The following is an 18,383-nucleotide window of genomic DNA, read 5'->3' as shown; positions in this document are numbered from 1 at the left end:
CCACCGGTTGCCGCCTTGCCCGGGTTCGGCGGCGGCCTGCCGGTGGCTCAGGCTTTTTTTGCGGGCAGCGGCCTCACGCCCTTGACCGGGGCGATACCGGCCGCAGCACTTGCCGGCGGGGGCGGGAGCGCGCCCCATGGGTTGTTGGCGGCTGCGTCGCCCGCATTGCGGCCATCGCCATCGCCGCTGCCATTCGCATGGCCAGCGCTATCGGCCTGCCCACCGGCCTGCCCGCCAGCGTTGGGCGGCGCCTGGCGCCGGTGGTGCAGGACCAGCTCCGCCACGGTGTCCACATGCGCGGGCACCACCGCCGCGTCGCACTGCAAGGCAGCCAGCGCGCGCGCCGCGCGCAGCATCACCAGGTCTGCCCGCACACCGTCGACGGCGGCGGCCAGGCACAGGTGGCTGACACGCTCGTGCACGGCATCGCTGAACGAAAGCGCGGACAGCGCGGCGCGCGCCAGCCGCACCTGCCGCGTGAGCGTTTCCTGCTCGGTGGCAAAGCGCGTGCGCAGGGCCACCGGATCGTTGTCGAACGCGAGCCGGGCCTTGACGATCGCCTGGCGCTGCGCGGCGTCCGTGCAGTTCTCCAGCGCCAGCGACAGACCGAAACGGTCCAGCAGCTGCGGGCGCAACTCGCCCTCTTCCGGGTTCATGGTGCCCACCAGCACGAAGCGCGCCTCGTGCTGGTGCGACACGCCGTCGCGCTCCACCACGTTGACGCCGCTGGCGGCCACGTCCAGCAACTGGTCGACGAGGTGATCCGGCAGCAGGTTGACTTCGTCCACATAGAGCACGCCCTGGTGCGCGCGCGCCAGCAGGCCGGGGGCAAAGCGGACCTCGCTCTGCTTCAGTACGTGGCCGAGGTCGAGCGTGCCGATCAGTTGTTCCTCGCTGGCGCCCAGCGGCAGCGTGACAAACTGGCCTTCGGGCAGCAATTCCGCAAGGGCTCGCGCCGCGGTCGACTTGGCCGTGCCGCGCGGGCCGCTGACCAGCACGCCACCGATGCCGGGATCCACCGCGGCGAGCAGCAGCGCTTGCTGCAGGCGCTGCTGGCCGACCAGGGCGCTGAAGGGAAATGGCATGCGGGCGAGCCGGGCGGTTGCATTCATGAGGGGATTCCTTCGATTCCTTTGATTCCTTCGATTCCTTCAAGCGCCTGCTCGCTATCGAGCAGGTGCTGTTCCAGTTGGGCGCGACGCTCGCCCGGCTCCTGCCACAGGCCGCGCTGCGCCGCTTCGAGCAGGCGCTCGCAGATGGCGTGCAGCGCGCGCGGATTGTGCTGGCGCAGGAAGGCGCGGGTGCCGGCGTCGTTCACATAGGCATCGGTCACCAGCGCGTACTGGTGATCGGCCACCACGCGGGTGGTGGCGTCGAAGCCGAACAGGTAGTCCACCGTGGCGGCCATCTCGAACGCCCCTTTGTAGCCGTGCCGCTTGACGCCGTCGATCCACTTGGGATTGACCACGCGCGCACGGATCACGCGGCTGATTTCCTCCTGCAGCGTGCGGATGCGCGGCGCCGCCGGGTTGCTGTGGTCGCCGTGGTAGATCGCCGGCTGGGCGCCGCCGAACGCGCGCGCGGCCGCTACCATGCCGCCCTGGAACTGGTAGTAGTCGTTGGCGTCGAGCAGGTCGTGCTCGCGGTTGTCCTGGTTCTGCACGACCGCGTCCAGGCTGGACAGGCGCAGGGCAAAGCTGGCGCGCGCCTCGACGCCATCCGTGCCTTGCCCATAGGCGTAGCCGCCGGCATGCAGGTAGGCCTGCGCCAGATCGCTGTCGTCCTGCCAGTTGCGGCTATCGATCAGGTCCTGCAGGCCGGTGCCGTAGCCGCCCGGGCGGGCACCGAACACGCGCCAGCCGGCGCGGCGGCGCGCCTCGGGAGCGGGCACGCCCTCGGCTTCCAGCCGCGCGCGCTCGCTCTCGATGCGGGCGCGCACGGGATTGACTTCGGCGGGTTCGTCAAGCTCCGCCACCGCCTGCACGGCGGCATCGAACAGGCGCATGACGTTGGCGAAGGCATCGCGGAAGAACCCCGACACGCGCAGCGTGACGTCGACGCGCGGACGATCGAAGATCGCCATCGGCAAGATCTCGAAGTCGGTCACGCGGTAGCTGCCGGCCGCCCACTTGGGCCGCACGCCCAGCAGCGCGAAGGCCTGCGCGATATCGTCGCCGCCGCTGCGCATGGTGGCGGTGCCCCAGACGGACAGGCCAATGGACTGCGGATACTCGCCGTGCTCCTGCAGGTGGCGCTCGATCAGCTGGTTGGCAGACTTCAGGCCCAGCGTCCATGCCGTGCGAGTTGGCACCGCGCGCGTGTCGACCGAGTAGAAATTGCGCCCGGTGGGAAGGACATCCGGCCGGCCGCGCGAAGGCGCGCCGCTGGGGCCCGGCGGCACGAACTGCCCAGCCAGCCCACGCGACAGTTGCCGCATTTCCTGCGGGCCGCAGGCATCCAGGCGCGGCATCACGTCCTGGCGCAGGCGCGCGAGCACGGCCGAAGCCCGCGGCAAGGCAACGTCGCCAGCCACATCGCCAAGCAACGCCGTGGCCAGCATCTCAAGGCGCTCGCGCGTATCGCCATGATGGCGCCACGGCCCGCCGTCCAGCGTGGCCAGTTGCGCCGGACGCGGCCCTTGCCAGGGCGCGGACCAGTCGGCATCGAGCGGGTCGAAGCCATCGCCCAATGCCAGGTCGGCGGCCAGCGCCGCCAGCAAGCTGGCTTGCGCGCCCTTGCCGTCGCCCACCGGAAAGCGCCCGAGCGCGAGCAGCGTATCGCGCCGCTGGCGGCCCTGCGGCGACACGCCGAAAACGTGCAGGCCATCGCGGATCTGAGATTCCTTCAGCTCGCACAGGTAAGCGTCGGTGCGGTTGAGCAGCGCATCTTCCCCATCGCTATCCGCCGGCGCATCCAGCCCCAGTTCACGATGCAGCTGCTGGTCCACGATCAGCTTCAGAATCTCCTTGCGCAGCATCCGCGCGCGGCGCGGGTCCACCGCCAGCGCCTCGTAGTATTCGTCGACCTGCCGCTCCAGGTCCTGCAGCGGGCCATAACTCTCGGCGCGCGTGAGCGGCGGCATCAGGTGGTCGATGATGACGGCCTGCGCGCGCCGCTTGGCCTGCGCGCCCTCGCCTGGGTCATTGACGATAAAGGGATAGAGATGCGGCAGCGGCCCGAGGATGGCATCGGGCCAGCAGGTATCGGCCAGCGCCACGCTCTTGCCGGGCAGCCATTCCAGGTTGCCGTGCTTGCCCACGTGGACGATGGCGTCGGTGCCAAAGCTGTGGCGCAGCCAGAAGTAGAACGCCAGGTAGCCATGCGGCGGCACCAGATCGGCATCGTGGTAGCTGGCGTAGCTCTGGCTGCCTTGCTCGCCCGGCAGCGCGTACGCCCGGGCCGGCTGCAGCCCGACGAACAGATGCCCGCTGCGCACGCCGGCGATCATGAAGCGCCCTTGCCGCACCATCGGGTCCTGGTCCGGGCTGCCCCAGCGCTCGGCAAGAGCGCGCTGGTTGTCCGCCGGCAGGCGGCTCAGGTGCGCCAGGTAGTCGGCCATCGACAGGCTCTGGAACGCCGGCCGCAGGTCGCGGTGCGTCAGGTCGTTGGTGATGCCCTGCGTGAGCCCGCGCATCAGGTCGTCGCCATCGGCAGGCAGGCCTTCGCAGTGGTAGCCCTGCTCGCGCAGCATGCCGAGAATGCCCACTACAGAGGCGGGCGTATCCAGCCCCACGCCGTTGCCGATGCGCCCTTCGTTGGCCGGATAGTTGGCCAGCACCAGCGCTACGCGCTTGTCGGCATTGTCCAGCTGCCGCAGGCGGCACCAGCGGCGGCTCAGCTCGGCCACGAAGGCGATGCGCTGCGCGTCGGGCTGGTAGCGCACCACGTCGACCTCGGTATGGGGGCAGCGATAGGCCAGCCCCTTGAAGCTGACGGCGCGCGTGATGATGCGCCCGTCCACCTCGGGCATGGCGATATGCATGGCCACGTCGCGCGGGCCCAGGCCCTGGCTGTCCTGCAGCCAGTCCTCGCGGTTGCCGCCGCTCAGGATCACCTGCAGCACCGGCGCGTCGCCGGCGAGCGCCAGGGTTTCAGGCGCGTCCAGCGACGAGACGGCAAACGCCGTGGTGTTCAGCACCAGCGCCGCGCCGTGCCCGGCGCACAGATGCTGCAGCACCTCGCGGCACAGCGTGTCCTTGAGTGAATTGACCGCCAGCGGCAGCGGGTTCATGCCCTGTGCGCGCAAGGCGGCGATGAGGGCATCGAACACAGCGGTGTTGCCAGCCTGCAGGTGGGCGCGGTAGAACACCAGCGCCACGACCGGCGCATCGGCATGGCCATCCTGCGCCCACTCCCGCTGCCAGTCCGCCGCGGTAGCCACGCCGTGTGCCGGGTGATAGATCGCCGCCTGCGGCAGCACGCGCGGCTGCAGGGCGGGCTCGCCCCAGCCGAAAGCGTGATGCGCCAGGCAGCGGAAGAACTGCTCGGCGTTGTCCGCGCCGCCCTCGCGCAGGTAACGCCACAGGTTGCTGGCCAGCGCTTGCGGCGCGTTGCCGCGCCCGAGCAGGTTGGCGTCCTCGGCGAGGTCGCCGGAGAACATCACCAGCAGCTGCTTGCGCGAGCGCGCCAGTTCGGTGAGCCGCTCCAGGCCATAGGGCCAGTCGCTGTCGCCGCCAAGATGGTCGACCACCACCACGCGTGCGTGCTGCAGCACGTCGTCCACATACATGTCGAGCGAAGCCGGCTGGCGCAGGTACATCTGGTTGGCCAGCCGCACCGTGGGAAAACCCTCTCCCAGGCGCGGAAAGACGCCGGCCAGCAGCGACAGCGTGGTATCCGCCGCGCTGAGCACCACGATTTGCGCCGGGCTTTGTGCAATGCGCACCACGCCGGCGTTATCGTCGACGAAGCCGCCCGGACGGGTGGAAAGCAGGTGCATCGGGTGCCTGGGCTGGTGTGGGCTGGTGTGGGCTGGTGGTGGGCCTTATGCCTTGCGCCTTACGCCGTACGCACGGCGGCGGCACTCAGCGCGGCCTCCAGGGCAGCCTGCAGCGTAGGCCGGTCAAGCGCCTGGCCGATCAGCACGATACGCGTGGATTGCGCCTCGCCCGGCAGCCAGCGGCGGTCGAAGTAGCTGTCAAAGCGCCGTCCCACGCCATGCAGCACCAGCCTCATGGGCTTGGCTGGCAGCTTGGCAAAGCCCTTGATGCGGTAGATGGTGTGGCTTTCCACCAGCTGGCGCAGGCCATCGATCAACGGGTCGCGGTCCACCTCGCCCAGCTCTACGACGACGGAGTCGAACTCGTCGTGATGGTGATCTGCGTGATCGGGATCGTCCGCCGAGCCGTGGTGATCCGGGCGCAGGTGAATGGTGTCTTCCGAGGCGCGGTTCAGGCCCAGCAGCAGCGCGATATCCAGCTTGCCACCCTGCGCGCCGACGATCTTCACTTCGGCGGGGATCTCCGGGCGGATCAGCGCTTGCACTTCGGCGCGCTGCGCGTCGTCGATCAGATCAGTCTTGTTGAGGATGACGAGGTCAGCCGCGCCGAGCTGGTCTTCGAACAGCGCATGCAGCGGGGACTCGTGATCGAGGTTGGGATCGGCCTTGCGCTGCGCGTCCACGGCGTCCGGGTCGGCGGCGAACTGGCCGGCCGCGGCTGCCGCGCCGTCCACCACGGTGACGACCGCGTCCACGGTGAAGGCGTTCTTGATGCTGGGCCAGTTGAAGGCCTGCACCAGCGGTTTGGGCAGCGCCAGGCCGGAGGTCTCGATCAGCACGTGGTCGATATCGCCGCGGCGCTCCAGCAATTGCTCCATCACCGGGAAGAATTCCTCCTGCACCGTGCAGCACAGGCAGCCGTTGGCCAGCTCATAGAGCTGGCCATTGCTCTGGCCGGATTCGTCGCAGCCGATGCCGCAACCCTTCAGGATCTCGCCATCGATGCCCAACTCGCCGAACTCGTTGACGATCACCGCAATGCGCCGTCCGTTGGCGTTCTCGAGGATATGGCGCAGCAAGGTGGTCTTGCCGCTGCCAAGGAAGCCGGTGACGATGGTGGCGGGGATTTTACGGGTCTGCATGGCGGATAAGGGAATTCAGCGCTGGCGCTGGGGTTGAATCGGGGCGTGCGATGCGCGGCGTGGCTGGCCCTTCGCAAGTTATGTTTTGCGCAGCCGGTAATCAGTATCGACAAACGCAGTATCGACAAACGCAGTGTCGGCAAACGGCGACGGGCCTGGCCGCGGCGAGGGGATCAGCATAAAGAGATCGCACGGTGCTGTCCACCCGCGGCGCGTCAGCGTGGCGCGGGCTGCCGCCGGCCACGGCCGCGCCACCACTCCGCAAAGGCGCCAGCGCCAACCAGCAGCAGCATCAGCGCGGCGCTCCACAGCGCCTCGCGCGGCGCCAGGCCACTGAGCGGGGCGGGCGCGGCGAGCTTGAGCACGCGGCTTTCGAGCAACTGGCCTGTCACTTGGCCTGTCACTTGGCCCGTCACTTGGCCGGTCGCGGGACGCGGCGCCGGTGCTGGCTGCGGCTTGGCCTGCCGGGCCGGCGGCGGGCTCGCACGGGATGCGTCGGGCGGTGCAGCCCGGCCAGACGCCGCGGCCGGCGCGGCTGGCTCGCGCCCCGGCATGGCTGTCGCCAGCCGCGCGGAGAATTCGCGCAGCGCATCCGTGGGCAGCCGGGCTTGCTGCCCCAGCCCGGCGATGTACTGCATCAGCACGGGATTGCCGCAGCTATTGGCCGAGCAGGACAAGCCATCGCGATTGACCGACGCCACATAGCGCCGTGCCATGTCGGCGCGCTCGGCAGGCGTGAAGCGGTAGCTCCCCTGCCGGTCCACTTCCAGCAGCCGGGCCAGGATGCCCTGCCGCGCGTGCGGGTTGTTTTGCGCAAAGAAAGCGTCCATGTCCAGGCCATTCTTGTCGGCCACATAGACGTCATACGTGTTCTGCCAGAAGCTGCCGCTCATCTGCTCCGGGCTGGTGGCCTGGAAGCCGTAGAGATGCTCGATCTCCTTGAACATTTCGCGCGCGCCGGCATAGCCCGAGCGCTGCATGCCTTCGATCCAGCGCGGGTTCCAGTTGCGCGCGTTGAGCTCGGTGGCCAGCCAGGTGCGGGCATCCACGGTCTGCTCTTCGCCGGCGCGGCGCAGGTTGTGCAGCCAGAAGCGCGGCGCCTGCCCGCTGACGGCGCGCGTGGCCATGTTGAGGCCGCCGGCGTACTGGTAGGTATCGTCGTTGTCGAGCGCGCCGTAAAGCGTGCTGGCGCGCGAGAACAACACGGCCTGGTTGGATTTGAGGTGGCTGGCCAGCGCCTGTGGCGCGGTCTCGCCCCAGCCTTCGCTGGAGAACGCAAAGTTCATGTAGCGCAAGTACTGCCGCGCCAGCGCGCCCGGCGGCTCGCCGGCCTGCGCCGCGTCCTTGCTCTGCTCCACCATCTGCTGCACGCCGATGCTGTAGTTGCCGGGCTTGGCGGCGAACACGCGGGCGCGGGCCAGCCGCGCGGCCAGTTGCGGCTCCACGCCGGCCGCCAGCAGCGTGGCCTGCGCTTCGCGGTCGTGGCGGCTGATGGCGTTGTCGCCGGCGGCGGCGGCCAGGCGCGCGGCCTTGTCCAGCAGCGCCACCTTGTCGCCGAAGCCGTCGCGGTAGATGCCGGAGATGGTGAACAGCACGTTGACGCGCGGGCGGCCGAGTTCGGCATCGGGGATCAGGCGCACATCCTCCACCACGCCGCGCGCGTTCCAGACCGGCTCCACGCCCATCAGGTAGAGCGCCTCGCTCTCCATCGCGCCTTGGTGGCGCTCGGTTTCGCCGTACCACAGCACCATCGAGACCTGCTCGGGCGCCTTGCCGGTTTCCTCGCGATAGCGCGCGAGCGTCTGCGCGGCCAGTTGCTTGCCGAGCTGCCAGGCCGCGGGCGTGGGGATCAACGCGCCGTCGAAGGCGTGCAGGTTGCGCCCGGTGGGCAGGCCCTGCGGGGTGCGCACGGGGTCTCCCAGCGGCGCGGTCGGCAGGTAGCGGCCGGACAGCACGGTCACCAGGCCATCCAGCTCGCGGCGCGGCGATTCGCGCAGATTGGCCAGCCAGGCGCGCGTACTGGACAGCGCGGCTCTTACCTTCTGCGCCAGCGGCGGCGGCAATGGCGCGTTGGCAGCGCCGTCCGGCTCGCGGCCTTCTGCCAATGCGCCGGCCCAGCGCGAGAGCGCGTCCTTGCCGATCACCCGCATCTCGCTCGCGTCGAATGCGCTTTCCAGCACGGTGGCCAACGCCTGGCGCTGCGCATCCAACGGCGGCAGCTCGCCCAGCGTGTGAACGCCCAGCGGCACCGGCTCGGCTTCCACCTTATGCAAGAAGCGGTGGATCACGGGTTCGACCTGCTCCCATGGCGCGCCGGGATCCAGCCCGAGCTGGCGGTCCAGCCCGAGGGCGCGGATCTGCGCCAGCGCCTGCAGGCGGTATTGGTCCGCCAGCGCCGGGGAGCTGTCGGCGGCGGCCTCCTGCTGCTCGATCACCGCGTCGAGCTTGGCCAGTTTGTCCGGCCAGCCGGCGCGGGCGATCAGCGGGGTCAGGTGGCTGACCAGCACGGCAGCGCTGCGGCGCTTGGCCTGGATGGCTTCTCCGCCGCCGTCCTGGATGTAGTAGTAAGCGTTGGGCAGGTCGCCCAGCAACACCTCGGCGCTGTCGTCGCCGCTTTGCCCCACCTGCTTGCCAGGCAGCCATTCGAGCGTGCCGTGGCGCCCCACGTGGACCATCGCGTCCGCGCCGAAGGCGTGGCGATACCACAGGTAGGCGGCGATATAGGAGTGTGGCGGCGGCGTCACCGTATCGTGCGAGCTGTCCATCGCTCGCGCGAAGGTGGAGCGCAGCGGCTGCGGGCCAACGAACAGATTGCCGAAGCGCAGGCCCGGAATCACGAAATCCTGCCCGCCATGGCCGTCACCCACCAGCATCAGCGGATTGCGCTCGGGCGGGCCCCAGGCGGCCACCACCGACTGGCGAAACGCCGTCGGCAAGGCATCGAACCAGCGCTTGTACTGCGCCATCGGCAGCAGCGTAACGCGGCCGCGCGACACCATCTCAGCCAGTTCGCCGGGCGACCATTCCTCCATATTGCGGCCATTGCGCTCCAGCAGCGCGGTCAGCTCGGCCGTGTCCGGCAGCGTGGCGCCCGTGCGGTAGCCCGCCTCGCGCAGCCGCGCCATGACCTGCACCAGCGAGGGCAGCGTAGCCAGGTAGCTGGCGCCGATATTGCCGCGGCCCGGCGGGTTGTTGTAGTAGAGGATGGCGATGCGCTTGTCCGCCGCTGGCTTGTCCTGCAGCGCGATCCAGCGCCGCACGCGGGCCACCGCAGCGTCTGCCCGCTGCGGCACGGCACGGCTGGCCTTGGCGCCGTGTTCGTCCTCCAGCGTGGCGAACAGGATCGGCTCCGAGACGCCGGCCCGCTCGGGCGTGTTAAGCAGCAGCGGCAGGCGCTCGCCGCCAATGCCGCGCGCATCGGCCCGCCAGCCGGCCTGGCTGTCGCGCGTGGCGATCAGGTTGATGGCATGCAGGCCGTGGCGCTCCAGCCAGGCCTTGTCCTCGGCGCGGCTGATGGTGAGGTTCAGCGTCAGCAATGCGCGCAGCGGGCTTTGGCCGTCGACCGTGAGCATCGGATCCAGCCCGGACAGCGGCCAGCCGAACACCGGCACCGCGCCAATGCCCTGGCGCTCCAGCGCCGCGATCAGCGCATCGATATGCGCGAGATCCTGCTGGCGATAGTTGCTGGCATAGAAGGCAATGCCGGCCAGCGGTGCGCCGGCCGGCAGGCCACTTGCGCCGGCGCGGTACCAGGCGAGATAGTCCTTGAGCGTGGCAAATGCTTGCGCTGCGCGCGGGTGATAGATGCCGGCCGCGGGCAGCGGGCGCGGCGGCGGCACGGCCATGGCCTGCTCGCCGCGCACGGTGGCCACCAGCCAGGCCATCCAGCCCGCGAGGTTGTCGGCGCCACCGGCGCTCCAGTAAGCCTCGGCGGCCTGGTTGCGCGCGGCGTCCAGGCCAAAGCCCCAGGCGGCCTCGGCGGACGCTGCCGGCGCGGCCAGCACCAGCGCGCCGCGCTGCCGCGCCTGGCGCACGGCCGGCGCCATCTGGCGCAGCACGGCCGTGGGAACGAAATACGCGTAGATGACATCGGCGGCGGCGACTTGCGCGGCATCGGGCGCTGCCGTCACGGCATCCAGCACCACCCTGCCCGGCCCGGCCAGCTCGCGCAGGCGCGCTTCGGCCGCGGGCAGCAGGTGCGTGTTGGTGGTGACCAGCAGCACGCGTACCGGGGCTGGCTGTCCGGGCTGGGCTGCGCGGGCGTGGCCCGGGCCGGCAAGGCACCCGCACAGCAGCCCGAGCATCAGCAGCAGCCAGCGCTGCCACAGCGAAACCCGCCGCGCCGAAGCCATCAACGCGCGCCCGTGGCCGAGGCCGCGCCGGCCGCCGCGCCCTCCGGCACATACACCACGCTGCCATCCGGCAACTGGTAAGCCACGCCCAGCCGGGTGCCCTCGCCCGTTTTCTGCCGCGGGGACATCTTGCTGACCTTGACCTCCTTGCGGTTCTTCTCCAGCCATTGCAGCTCGCCGGTGCGCGGATCGCGCTGGACCATGGTGAACTGCGAGTCGGGATTGAGCAGCTGGGTCAGGCTGAACGCCTGCGTGAGCGCCACCATCAGGCCCACCGCAAAGACGATGGAGGCATCGAACAGGTTGGCCACGCCAGCTAGCGGGTCTTCCCGATGCACCGAGGCAAGCTCGCCCTGCGCGCGGCGCCGCCGCACGAAGCGCCGCCGCCTGAACTGGTGTCCCTGGCCCGCGTCCATCAGGCCTGGGTCCCGGCCAGATGGATGGCGGCGCGCGCGCGTGCAGCGGGCGCCACTGGTTCGGGCATGGCCCGCAGCACCAGCTCGCACAGGTTTTCCATTTCCTTGAGATCGCTGCGCGCCCAGCGCTCGCGCGTGAGCGTCAGCACGTAGGCGATGCCGCCCAGCACCAGCCCGCAGACGACCGCGCCAAAGCCGATCACCAGGTGGTTGACCATGCCGGCCATATCGCCACCGAGCAGCGATTGCAGCGCCGGACCGAGCGGGATGATGGTGCCGGCAAGGCCCAGCATCGGCGCGATGCGCACCAGCGTGCGGGTCAGGTCGAGCCGGTTGGCCACACGCATTTCCTCGCGCTGCAGCGTTTCGTCCAGCCACAGGTCAAGGTGTTCGTGCGAATCGAGCCGGGCGAGCCGTTCTTCCAGCATGCCCCAGAAGCGGGCTAGCGAAGGCGACAGCAATGCCGCGTCCAGATGCGCCTGCGTGCCATTTTGCAGGCTGGAGGCCAGCGCGTTGGCCAGCGCGGGGAGATCGCTGCGCGGCGCCACGGCGCGGCGCCGGGACTGCACGATCAGGCTGCCGAGATCGGCCAGCGAGAGCACGAACAGCACCAGCAACGCCAGCGCGACCGGCCAGAAGAACGCCGTGGAAAGGCGAAAGAAAATCTCGGTGACGACGCTTTCCATTGTGATTGGCGGCAGTTGGGTTAGGCGGATCGGCAGGCCACGGCGGGCCCCGGCGCAGTATTGTACGTCGCAGGTGCCCCCTTATCCCAAGCCAGGACCCGCCTGCGATTGCCTTGCCGCCAAGGCCTCAGGGCCAGCTTTCGCGCGCATACACGCCCGACTGCGCGCGCAGCCGCGCGGCGCGTTCGGCCACCCGGGCATCCGTGTAGAACGGCGGGTCCGCCAGCACCAGGCCATTCTCCCGGGCTTCTTCCACCAGGATCTGCAGGTACTCGGTCATGTGCGAGGCCGTGTAGTCGTTGGTGTCATGAAAGCTCACCACGATCGGCACCACGCCCCCCATGGATGGCAGCCGCTGCTCGGCGATGGCCACCTTGACCTGCGCGAGCTCGCTATTCATATGGGAGCGGCGACGCAGGCTGATATGCCAGCCGTAGATCTTGCCATCGCGCGCGTTCACGTCCGACATCAGCATGCCCAGGCCGAGCTTGCGGTAGACCGCCTGCACCGCATCGTTGTAGGCCCAGTTGGGCGGGCGTACCAGTTGGGCCGCGCCGCGGCATTGCGCGATGATGTCGGCCTCGCCCGACAGCAGCGACGCCTCCAGTTCTTCGGGCGACATGCGCGTGTGCGAGAGATGCCCGATCGGCAACCCGCTATGCACCGCCAGCCGATGGCCGGCGAGGCAGGTAGCGTGCATCTGCGCTTTGCCGGCCTCGCCGCCACCGCGCCTCGGGTGGGCGGTCTGCACGAAAAAGAGCGCTTTGATGCCTGGCGTCACCGGGTTATCGGCAAGCTGGCGCAGAATCAGCGGCGTGCTGCCATCCTCGCCGGCATCGGGGCCGTCGTCGAACGTGAGCAGGAAGCGGATGGGCGGGAGCGGCCGCTGCGCGCGCAGGGCGGCCAGCTGGATCGCGGGCAGCGCGCTCGCCGGCATGTCGGAAGGGGCTGCCTGCGCGGCCAAGCAGGCGAGACTCAGGCTGCACGCCAGGGTCCCGGCGGCGAGACGAACAAAATGGGAAAAGCGCATGCGGGGCGTCCGGTTCGCCACTTCGGGCGCTCTTTGGCGCGCTGCGCGGGCAATCCGGAATGAGTCTCAAGCTAAAGAATTGGGGCGAACCGCAGCCATGTGCGCGAATCGCCGCAGCGATCGCCGTGGCCCCGGCAAAAAGCAAAATGGCATTGTGCCATATCGTGCTGGCGCGCTTTTGCGCTGGTGCAGCCGAGCCCGCGCAGCGAAAAAAAACCAGGCCATGAGACATGGCCTGGCGGGCAAATCGGCAGCAGGGGGCACTGCTGCCTGCGGGTAAGGGATGCCGTTTTGGACACCCCGGCCGACAGGTTAGCGGCTCCCCCATTTTGCAAACGCAAACAACTGTGTCACTGCGCCTCACCCGTTTGGCAATCCCGCCAGACGATACACCTGGCGCGCGCGTGGAGCGCACGGTCCGGCTTTGTCGAAAGGCGTGAAAGGCAGCGGCAATGCACAAAGCGCACAGGCATGCTGCCGAGCCAGCATCGGACGGCCACGAGGCTATCGCGGCCACCCGGTGCAAATGTCAACAATTGTGAACGCTGAGCCGGAGCCGGCTCAGTAGGTTTCATCCGCGGGATCGATCATCAGGTGAAGATGCCCGGCAAGCTCTGCCAGCACCGGCTCGTCCGCACTGCGGATCATCCATCCCGCGTAGGCGTCCGCCTGCGTGTCCCAGCACCACAGCGTAAAGCCGGCCGCTTGCAACGAGACCTGCGCGATCGCCATCAAGCCGGGCACATCCTTGCCCGCGAGGAAGGCCGCCGCGAGCGGCTCGGGCGCGCCCCAGTCCACGCGCAGGCCGACCCGGTCGCACATGGCTTGCACACCGCGCACCAGGGCGGCCGTGTCTTTCCATTCCACGTAGAAGCCTGCGGCGCCGATCGCTTCGGTCAGCGGCCATAGCAGCATATGGCCCTCGCAGCCGGTCTCGGTGCGCGCGAGCGCATGCTGGAACGCGGTCCAGTATTTGTCCGCGGCATCCTGGTCGTGCAGAGAAATCAGCAGGATCAGCTCGCGCACGGCGTCCTGCGTTTCACTCGGGAGCACAGTGGTCATAGGCTTCTGGCAGGTTGGGAACACAGGGAACGGAAGGGGTTCGATGCTGGCAGGCCACAGCGTGATGCCGCGAGCCGACGCGGTGGTTGACTCGGATGCTGGAACCTTGTGTGAGCATCCGAGTGGCTGGACGTCTGGCGGTGCTTTGCCCAACGCCGGGAAAATGGCAGCCCCCTATTCTGACAAAGGTTGGTGCGAGGCGCTACTACACATACGCATCGAAGACGCATCGAAGGCGCGCTGATCGTCTCGCAAGACCAGCCCATACGCATTGCCTTACGGCACGAAAAACGCAAAGTTTAGGACGTGTCCTATTCGGCGGAAAAAGCCGGAAGAAAAAGATTGCCAAGCGCGCGCCGCCTTTGTTACCCTTCGCCCCGTTATCGCTTCGGAGTCATCTCCATGGACAGTTGTTCTAGTTGGCCTTACGGCCAAACCTTGAACGGCTAGGCAAGTCCAGGCGTCTTACCGCCACTGCCTAGCCGATACCGGCGGGTAGTGGTCCGTTGCACGGGTTCTCCGTGCGATCCCCTCCCAGTTCGTTGCAAATGCCTGCGGCTACCCCGCCGCGAGAATGCATTCGTCCGCAGTTTCGCGATGCGTTATCCGCCGCTGCCTGCGCGCGCCGTCGAGCGTTAGCGCAAGGAGGCCCCATGCCGTCCCTCTTCATCGCACAACATGCCTTGCTGGCGCTGCAAATCCTGCGCTGCCACGCCGGCGGGCCAGGCAGTGCCGCCGTCCTCCTGCTCACGCTGGCCCTGCCCCCCGCGCGCCGTGCCGCAGCGCGTCATGACGCCGCGCACCGACCCCGGCCGGGCTGACGCGCGCGACGCTGTCACGCTCACCGCATCCGGCGAAGGCGGCGCGCCGCGCCCGCCTTCGCCGCTCCTCGCCTCACTCCAGCATCGCTGCCCGGCACGCCGGGACTTTTGGGAAACCGCACCGATGAACCTGATGAAAACGCTCTTCGTCGCCTTCCTGCGCACGCGCCGGGCGACCCACCACTTCCGCCGGCTGGCGATGTTCGAGTCGCTGGGCAAGCCGGGGCCGTCGCGCACCGTGCCAGAGCAGTTGGCACAATCGCTCAAGCGCGCCGCGCGAGAGGACGTGCCAGCCGTACTGGTACGCATGCACTCCCACGAGGACGGGCTGACCAGCGCCGAGACGGACGAAAAGCTCAAGCAGTTCGGCCCGAACGAAGTCGACCATGAGAAGCCGCTGCCGGCGTGGCTGCACCTGTGGCATTCGTACAGCAACCCGTTCAATCTGCTGCTGACACTGCTGGCGGCGATTTCCTACTTCACCGAGGACATGAAGGCAACGATCGTCATCGGCACCATGGTGACGCTGTCCACGCTGCTGCGCTTCGTGCAGGAGCGGCGCTCCAACCAGGCCGCGGAAAGCCTCAAGGCCATGGTCAGCACCACCGCCACGGTGATCCGGCGGGACCTTTCGGCCGGCGTTGCCGCCTTCAGCGCGGAGTACTTCAACGTGCACGTGCATTCCCGCCCGCCGCACAAGATCGAGGTGCCTATCCGCAAGCTGGTCCCTGGCGACCTGGTCGCGCTCTCGGCCGGCGACATGATTCCCGCCGACTGCCGCATCATCGCGGCCAAGGACCTGTTCATCAGCCAGGCGGCCATGACGGGCGAATCGCTGCCCGTGGAAAAATTCGCCGAGCTGCGCGATCGCCACGACAGCCCGCTGGAGCTCTCCAACATCGCCTTCATGGGCACCAATGTGGTCTCGGGCGCCGCCACCGCCGTGGTGCTAGCCACCGGCAACCACACTTACTTCGGCACGCTGGCCGAGCGCGTCACCAGCACCGACCGCTCGGCCACGGCCTTCCAGGCTGGCGTCAACCAGGTGAGCTGGCTGCTGATCCGCTTCGCGCTGGTGATGGCGCCGCTGGTGCTGCTGGTCAACGGATTTACCAAGGGCGACTGGACGCAAGCGTTCCTCTTTGCCTTGTCCGTCGCGGTAGGGCTCACGCCCGAGATGCTGCCGATGATCGTGACCTCCACGCTGGCCAAGGGCGCGGTGATGTTGTCGCGCCGCAAGGTCATCGTGAAGCGGCTCGACGCAATCCAGAATTTCGGCGCCATGGACGTGCTGTGCACCGACAAGACAGGCACGCTGACGCAGGACAAGATCGTGCTGGAGCGCCACACCGATGTGCTGGGCCGCATCAGCACCGACGTGCTCAAGCACGCTTACCTGAACAGTTACTACCAAACCGGCCTGAAAAACCTGCTCGACCGCGCGGTGCTCGATCACGTGGAGCTGCAAAGCGAGCTGAAGCTGACGCAGCATTACCGCAAGGTCGATGAGATCCCGTTCGATTTCGAGCGGCGCCGCATGTCGGTGGTGGTGGCCGAGCGCGAGGATCACAACGAGCTGATCTGCAAAGGCGCAGTGGAGGAAATGCTGGGCATCTGCACGCGCGTGCAGATCGATGGCGCGGCGCAAGCGCTGGACGCCGATATGCTGGCGCGCGTGCGCCAGGTGACGCACGACCTCAACGAGGAAGGCTTGCGCGTGGTCGCGGTGGCCATGAAGGAAACGCCCACCACGCAAACGCAGTACGGCGTGGCCGACGAATGCGAGCTGACCTTGGTCGGGTACATCGCTTTTCTCGATCCGCCCAAGGATTCCACGCTGCCCGCGCTCAAGGCGCTGGCCGAGCACGGCGTCACGGTGAAAGTGCTGACCGGCGACAACGAACTGGTCACCGCCAAGATCTGCCGCGAAGTAGGGCTGCCCGTCACGCGCGTGCTGCTGGGGCCGGACATCGAGAAGATGGACGCCCCGACGCTGGCCCGTGCCGTGGAAGATCACAACGTATTCGCACGCCTGTCGCCGCTGCACAAGGAACAACTGGTGCTGGCGCTGCGCGCCAACGACCACGTGGTTGGCTTCATGGGTGACGGCATCAACGATGCGCCCGCGCTGCGCGCGGCCGATATCGGCATCTCGGTGGACAGCGCGGTGGATATCGCCAAGGAAGCCGCCGACCTCATCCTGCTGGAAAAGAGCCTGATGGTGCTGGAAGAAGGCGTGATCGAAGGGCGGCGCACCTTCAGCAATATGCTGAAGTACATCCGCATGACGGCCAGCTCCAACTTCGGCAACGTGTTCTCGGTGCTGGTGGCCAGCGCCTTCCTGCCCTTCCTGCCGATGCTGCCGCTGCAACTGCTGGTGCAGAACCTGCTGTACGACGTCTCGCAGATCGCGATTCCGTTCGATCGCGTGGACAAGGAACTGGTGGCGCGGCCGCTGCGCTGGAACCCGGGCGACATCGGCCGCTTCATGGTGGTCTTCGGCCCGATCAGCTCGATCTTCGACATCACGACCTATGTGGTGATGTGGTACGTGTTCGCCGCCAACAACGTGGAGGCGCAGGCGCTGTTCCAGTCCGGCTGGTTCGTGGTCGGGCTGCTCACGCAAACGCTGATCGTGCACATGATCCGCACGCCCAAGCTGCCGTTCATTCAGAGCCGCGCGGCGTGGCCGCTGACGTTGGCCACGGTGGCCATCATGGCCGTGGGCATCTGGCTGCCAATGGGCCCGCTGGCGGCGTACTTCAAGCTGGAGGCATTGCCGCCGGGCTATTTTCCCTGGATGATCGGCATCGTGCTGGGCTACGCCCTGCTGGTGACGGCGGTCAAGCGGTTCTATATCCGACGCTTTGGCTGGCAATAAGCTTTGGGCAGCGCCTATCGCGATACTTGCGCGAAAGGCGCCGCCGATGACATCGGCGTGACACCTGGCCGGCGTAAAAAGACGCAAGCGGTTCCATAACAATAACTTTCAAGCCCGGGGAAACCATGACGTCCCTCCAAGCCTTTCAAAACATCAACCTTGACTCGCTGCTCGACACCACCGTCAGCCTGACCACCGCCTTCATCCTCGGCGCGGTGATCGGCTACGAGCGGCAGATCCGCCAGCGCACGGCTGGCCTGCGCACCAATGTGCTGGTGGCGGTAGGTGCCGCCATCTTCGTCGACATGGCCAACCGCATGGCCGGGCACGACGGCGCGGTACGCGTGGTGGCCTATGTGGTCTCGGGCATCGGCTTTCTCGGTGCCGGCGTGATCATGCGGGAGGAAGGCAATGTGCGGGGGTTGAATACCGCGGCCACGCTATGGGGATCGGCGGCGATTGGCGCCAGTGCGGGGGCGGACCTGATTCTCGAGGCCGGGCTGGGCTGCCTGTTTGTGCTGGCGGCCAATACCCTGTTGCGGCCGGTGGTGAATCGCATCAACCAGCAGCCAATGGATACGACCGCGGTAGAGGTGACCAACACGGTCTATGTGATTGCGCCGCGCTCCGCGCAGAAGCTGGCGTTGCGCTTGCTTGAGGATACGCTGGAGGCGGGGAACTACCCGACCCGGGACCTGGAGGTGCATGCGTTCGGGGATAGCGATGTCGAGATTGAAGCGGTGCTTACGTCAACCTCCGTCGATGGGGATGTGCTGGATCGGTTGATGGCGGAGTTGGCGGAGTCGGAGCATATTCATCAGGCGTTTTGGAGTCCTAGTACGACGGATTGATTTTGGGATGAGTTGGTTGGCTGACGTTTGTGGCCGTTTTTTTTTGCGGCGTTGGTTTTTGTAGCCAAGGGCCGTACGACATCTGCCTGCGGGGTTGGTCGCTGTTTCTTTGTACGGCGATGGTTATTGCACCCAAGAGCCATACGACATCCCCCTGCGGGGGCTGCCGGTCACTCTTCTTTGCGTCGGCAAAGAAGACTAAC

The 18,383-nt window shown here is 68.0% G+C and carries 12 protein-coding genes; 3 read left to right on the top strand and 9 right to left on the bottom strand.

What is annotated here, in order from left to right; translation table 11 throughout:
* Positions 1-47: 47 nt before the first annotated feature.
* The 8 genes from AC1RQC_RS36265 to AC1RQC_RS36230 all read right to left on the bottom strand — a co-directional run bounded on the left by AC1RQC_RS36265 (position 48) and on the right by AC1RQC_RS36230 (position 13,627).
* Entirely contained in the window at positions 48-1,112 is a 1,065-nt protein-coding gene (locus AC1RQC_RS36265; RefSeq protein ID WP_492373039.1) for a magnesium chelatase ATPase subunit I, read from the bottom strand.
* Positions 1,109-4,939, bottom strand: coding sequence for a cobaltochelatase subunit CobN (gene cobN, locus AC1RQC_RS36260; protein ID WP_492886332.1), 3,831 nt, complete (start codon positions 4,937-4,939; stop codon positions 1,109-1,111). Before cobN ends, AC1RQC_RS36265 begins: the two co-directional genes overlap by 4 nt.
* 59 nt (positions 4,940-4,998) lie before the next feature.
* On the bottom strand, positions 4,999-6,081 hold the full coding sequence (cobW, locus tag AC1RQC_RS36255) for a cobalamin biosynthesis protein CobW (protein ID WP_492886330.1): 1,083 nt from the start codon (positions 6,079-6,081) through the stop codon (positions 4,999-5,001).
* A 215-nt stretch (positions 6,082-6,296) separates the two neighbouring features.
* Positions 6,297-10,433 carry a cobaltochelatase subunit CobN gene (locus tag AC1RQC_RS36250; RefSeq protein WP_492886328.1) on the bottom strand — a complete coding sequence of 1,379 codons (4,137 nt, stop codon included), beginning with the start codon at positions 10,431-10,433 and terminating at the stop codon, positions 6,297-6,299.
* On the bottom strand, positions 10,433-10,849 hold the full coding sequence (locus tag AC1RQC_RS36245) for a DUF2149 domain-containing protein (protein ID WP_492373043.1): 417 nt from the start codon (positions 10,847-10,849) through the stop codon (positions 10,433-10,435). The genes AC1RQC_RS36250 and AC1RQC_RS36245 overlap by 1 nt, the downstream gene beginning before the upstream one ends.
* Positions 10,849-11,535, bottom strand: a complete 687-nt coding sequence (locus AC1RQC_RS36240; protein WP_492886326.1) for a MotA/TolQ/ExbB proton channel family protein — start codon at positions 11,533-11,535, stop codon at positions 10,849-10,851. Before AC1RQC_RS36240 ends, AC1RQC_RS36245 begins: the two co-directional genes overlap by 1 nt.
* A gap of 127 nt (positions 11,536-11,662) precedes the next feature.
* On the bottom strand, positions 11,663-12,565 hold the full coding sequence (locus AC1RQC_RS36235; RefSeq protein ID WP_492814149.1) for a polysaccharide deacetylase family protein: 903 nt from the start codon (positions 12,563-12,565) through the stop codon (positions 11,663-11,665).
* A gap of 561 nt (positions 12,566-13,126) precedes the next feature.
* Positions 13,127-13,627 (bottom strand): DUF6630 family protein, encoded by a 501-nt coding sequence (locus tag AC1RQC_RS36230; RefSeq protein WP_492814151.1) that lies wholly within the window; start codon positions 13,625-13,627, stop codon positions 13,127-13,129.
* Between the two features lie 653 nt (positions 13,628-14,280).
* Here AC1RQC_RS36230 and AC1RQC_RS36225 point away from each other — a divergent pair.
* From AC1RQC_RS36225 to AC1RQC_RS36215, 3 genes are all read left to right on the top strand, one after another.
* Positions 14,281-14,448, top strand: a complete 168-nt coding sequence (locus AC1RQC_RS36225; RefSeq protein ID WP_492373047.1) for a hypothetical protein — start codon at positions 14,281-14,283, stop codon at positions 14,446-14,448.
* 124 nt (positions 14,449-14,572) lie between these two features.
* Positions 14,573-17,329 (top strand): magnesium-translocating P-type ATPase, encoded by a 2,757-nt coding sequence (mgtA, locus tag AC1RQC_RS36220; RefSeq protein ID WP_492373048.1) that lies wholly within the window; start codon positions 14,573-14,575, stop codon positions 17,327-17,329.
* Positions 17,330-17,454: 125 nt separating this feature from the next.
* Complete coding sequence (locus AC1RQC_RS36215; RefSeq protein ID WP_492373049.1) at positions 17,455-18,180, top strand: MgtC/SapB family protein; 726 nt, start codon at positions 17,455-17,457, stop codon at positions 18,178-18,180.
* Here AC1RQC_RS36215 and AC1RQC_RS36210 read toward each other — a convergent pair.
* The coding region (locus AC1RQC_RS36210; protein ID WP_492886324.1) for a hypothetical protein at positions 18,164-18,383 on the bottom strand (220 nt) is incomplete at its 5' end. The genes AC1RQC_RS36215 and AC1RQC_RS36210 overlap by 17 nt on opposite strands.

The organism is Cupriavidus sp. GW822-FHT03E04 (assembly GCF_058801495.1).
The sequence above is the reverse complement of the archived record's forward strand: the minus strand, read 5'-3'. Positions and strand labels throughout refer to the sequence as shown.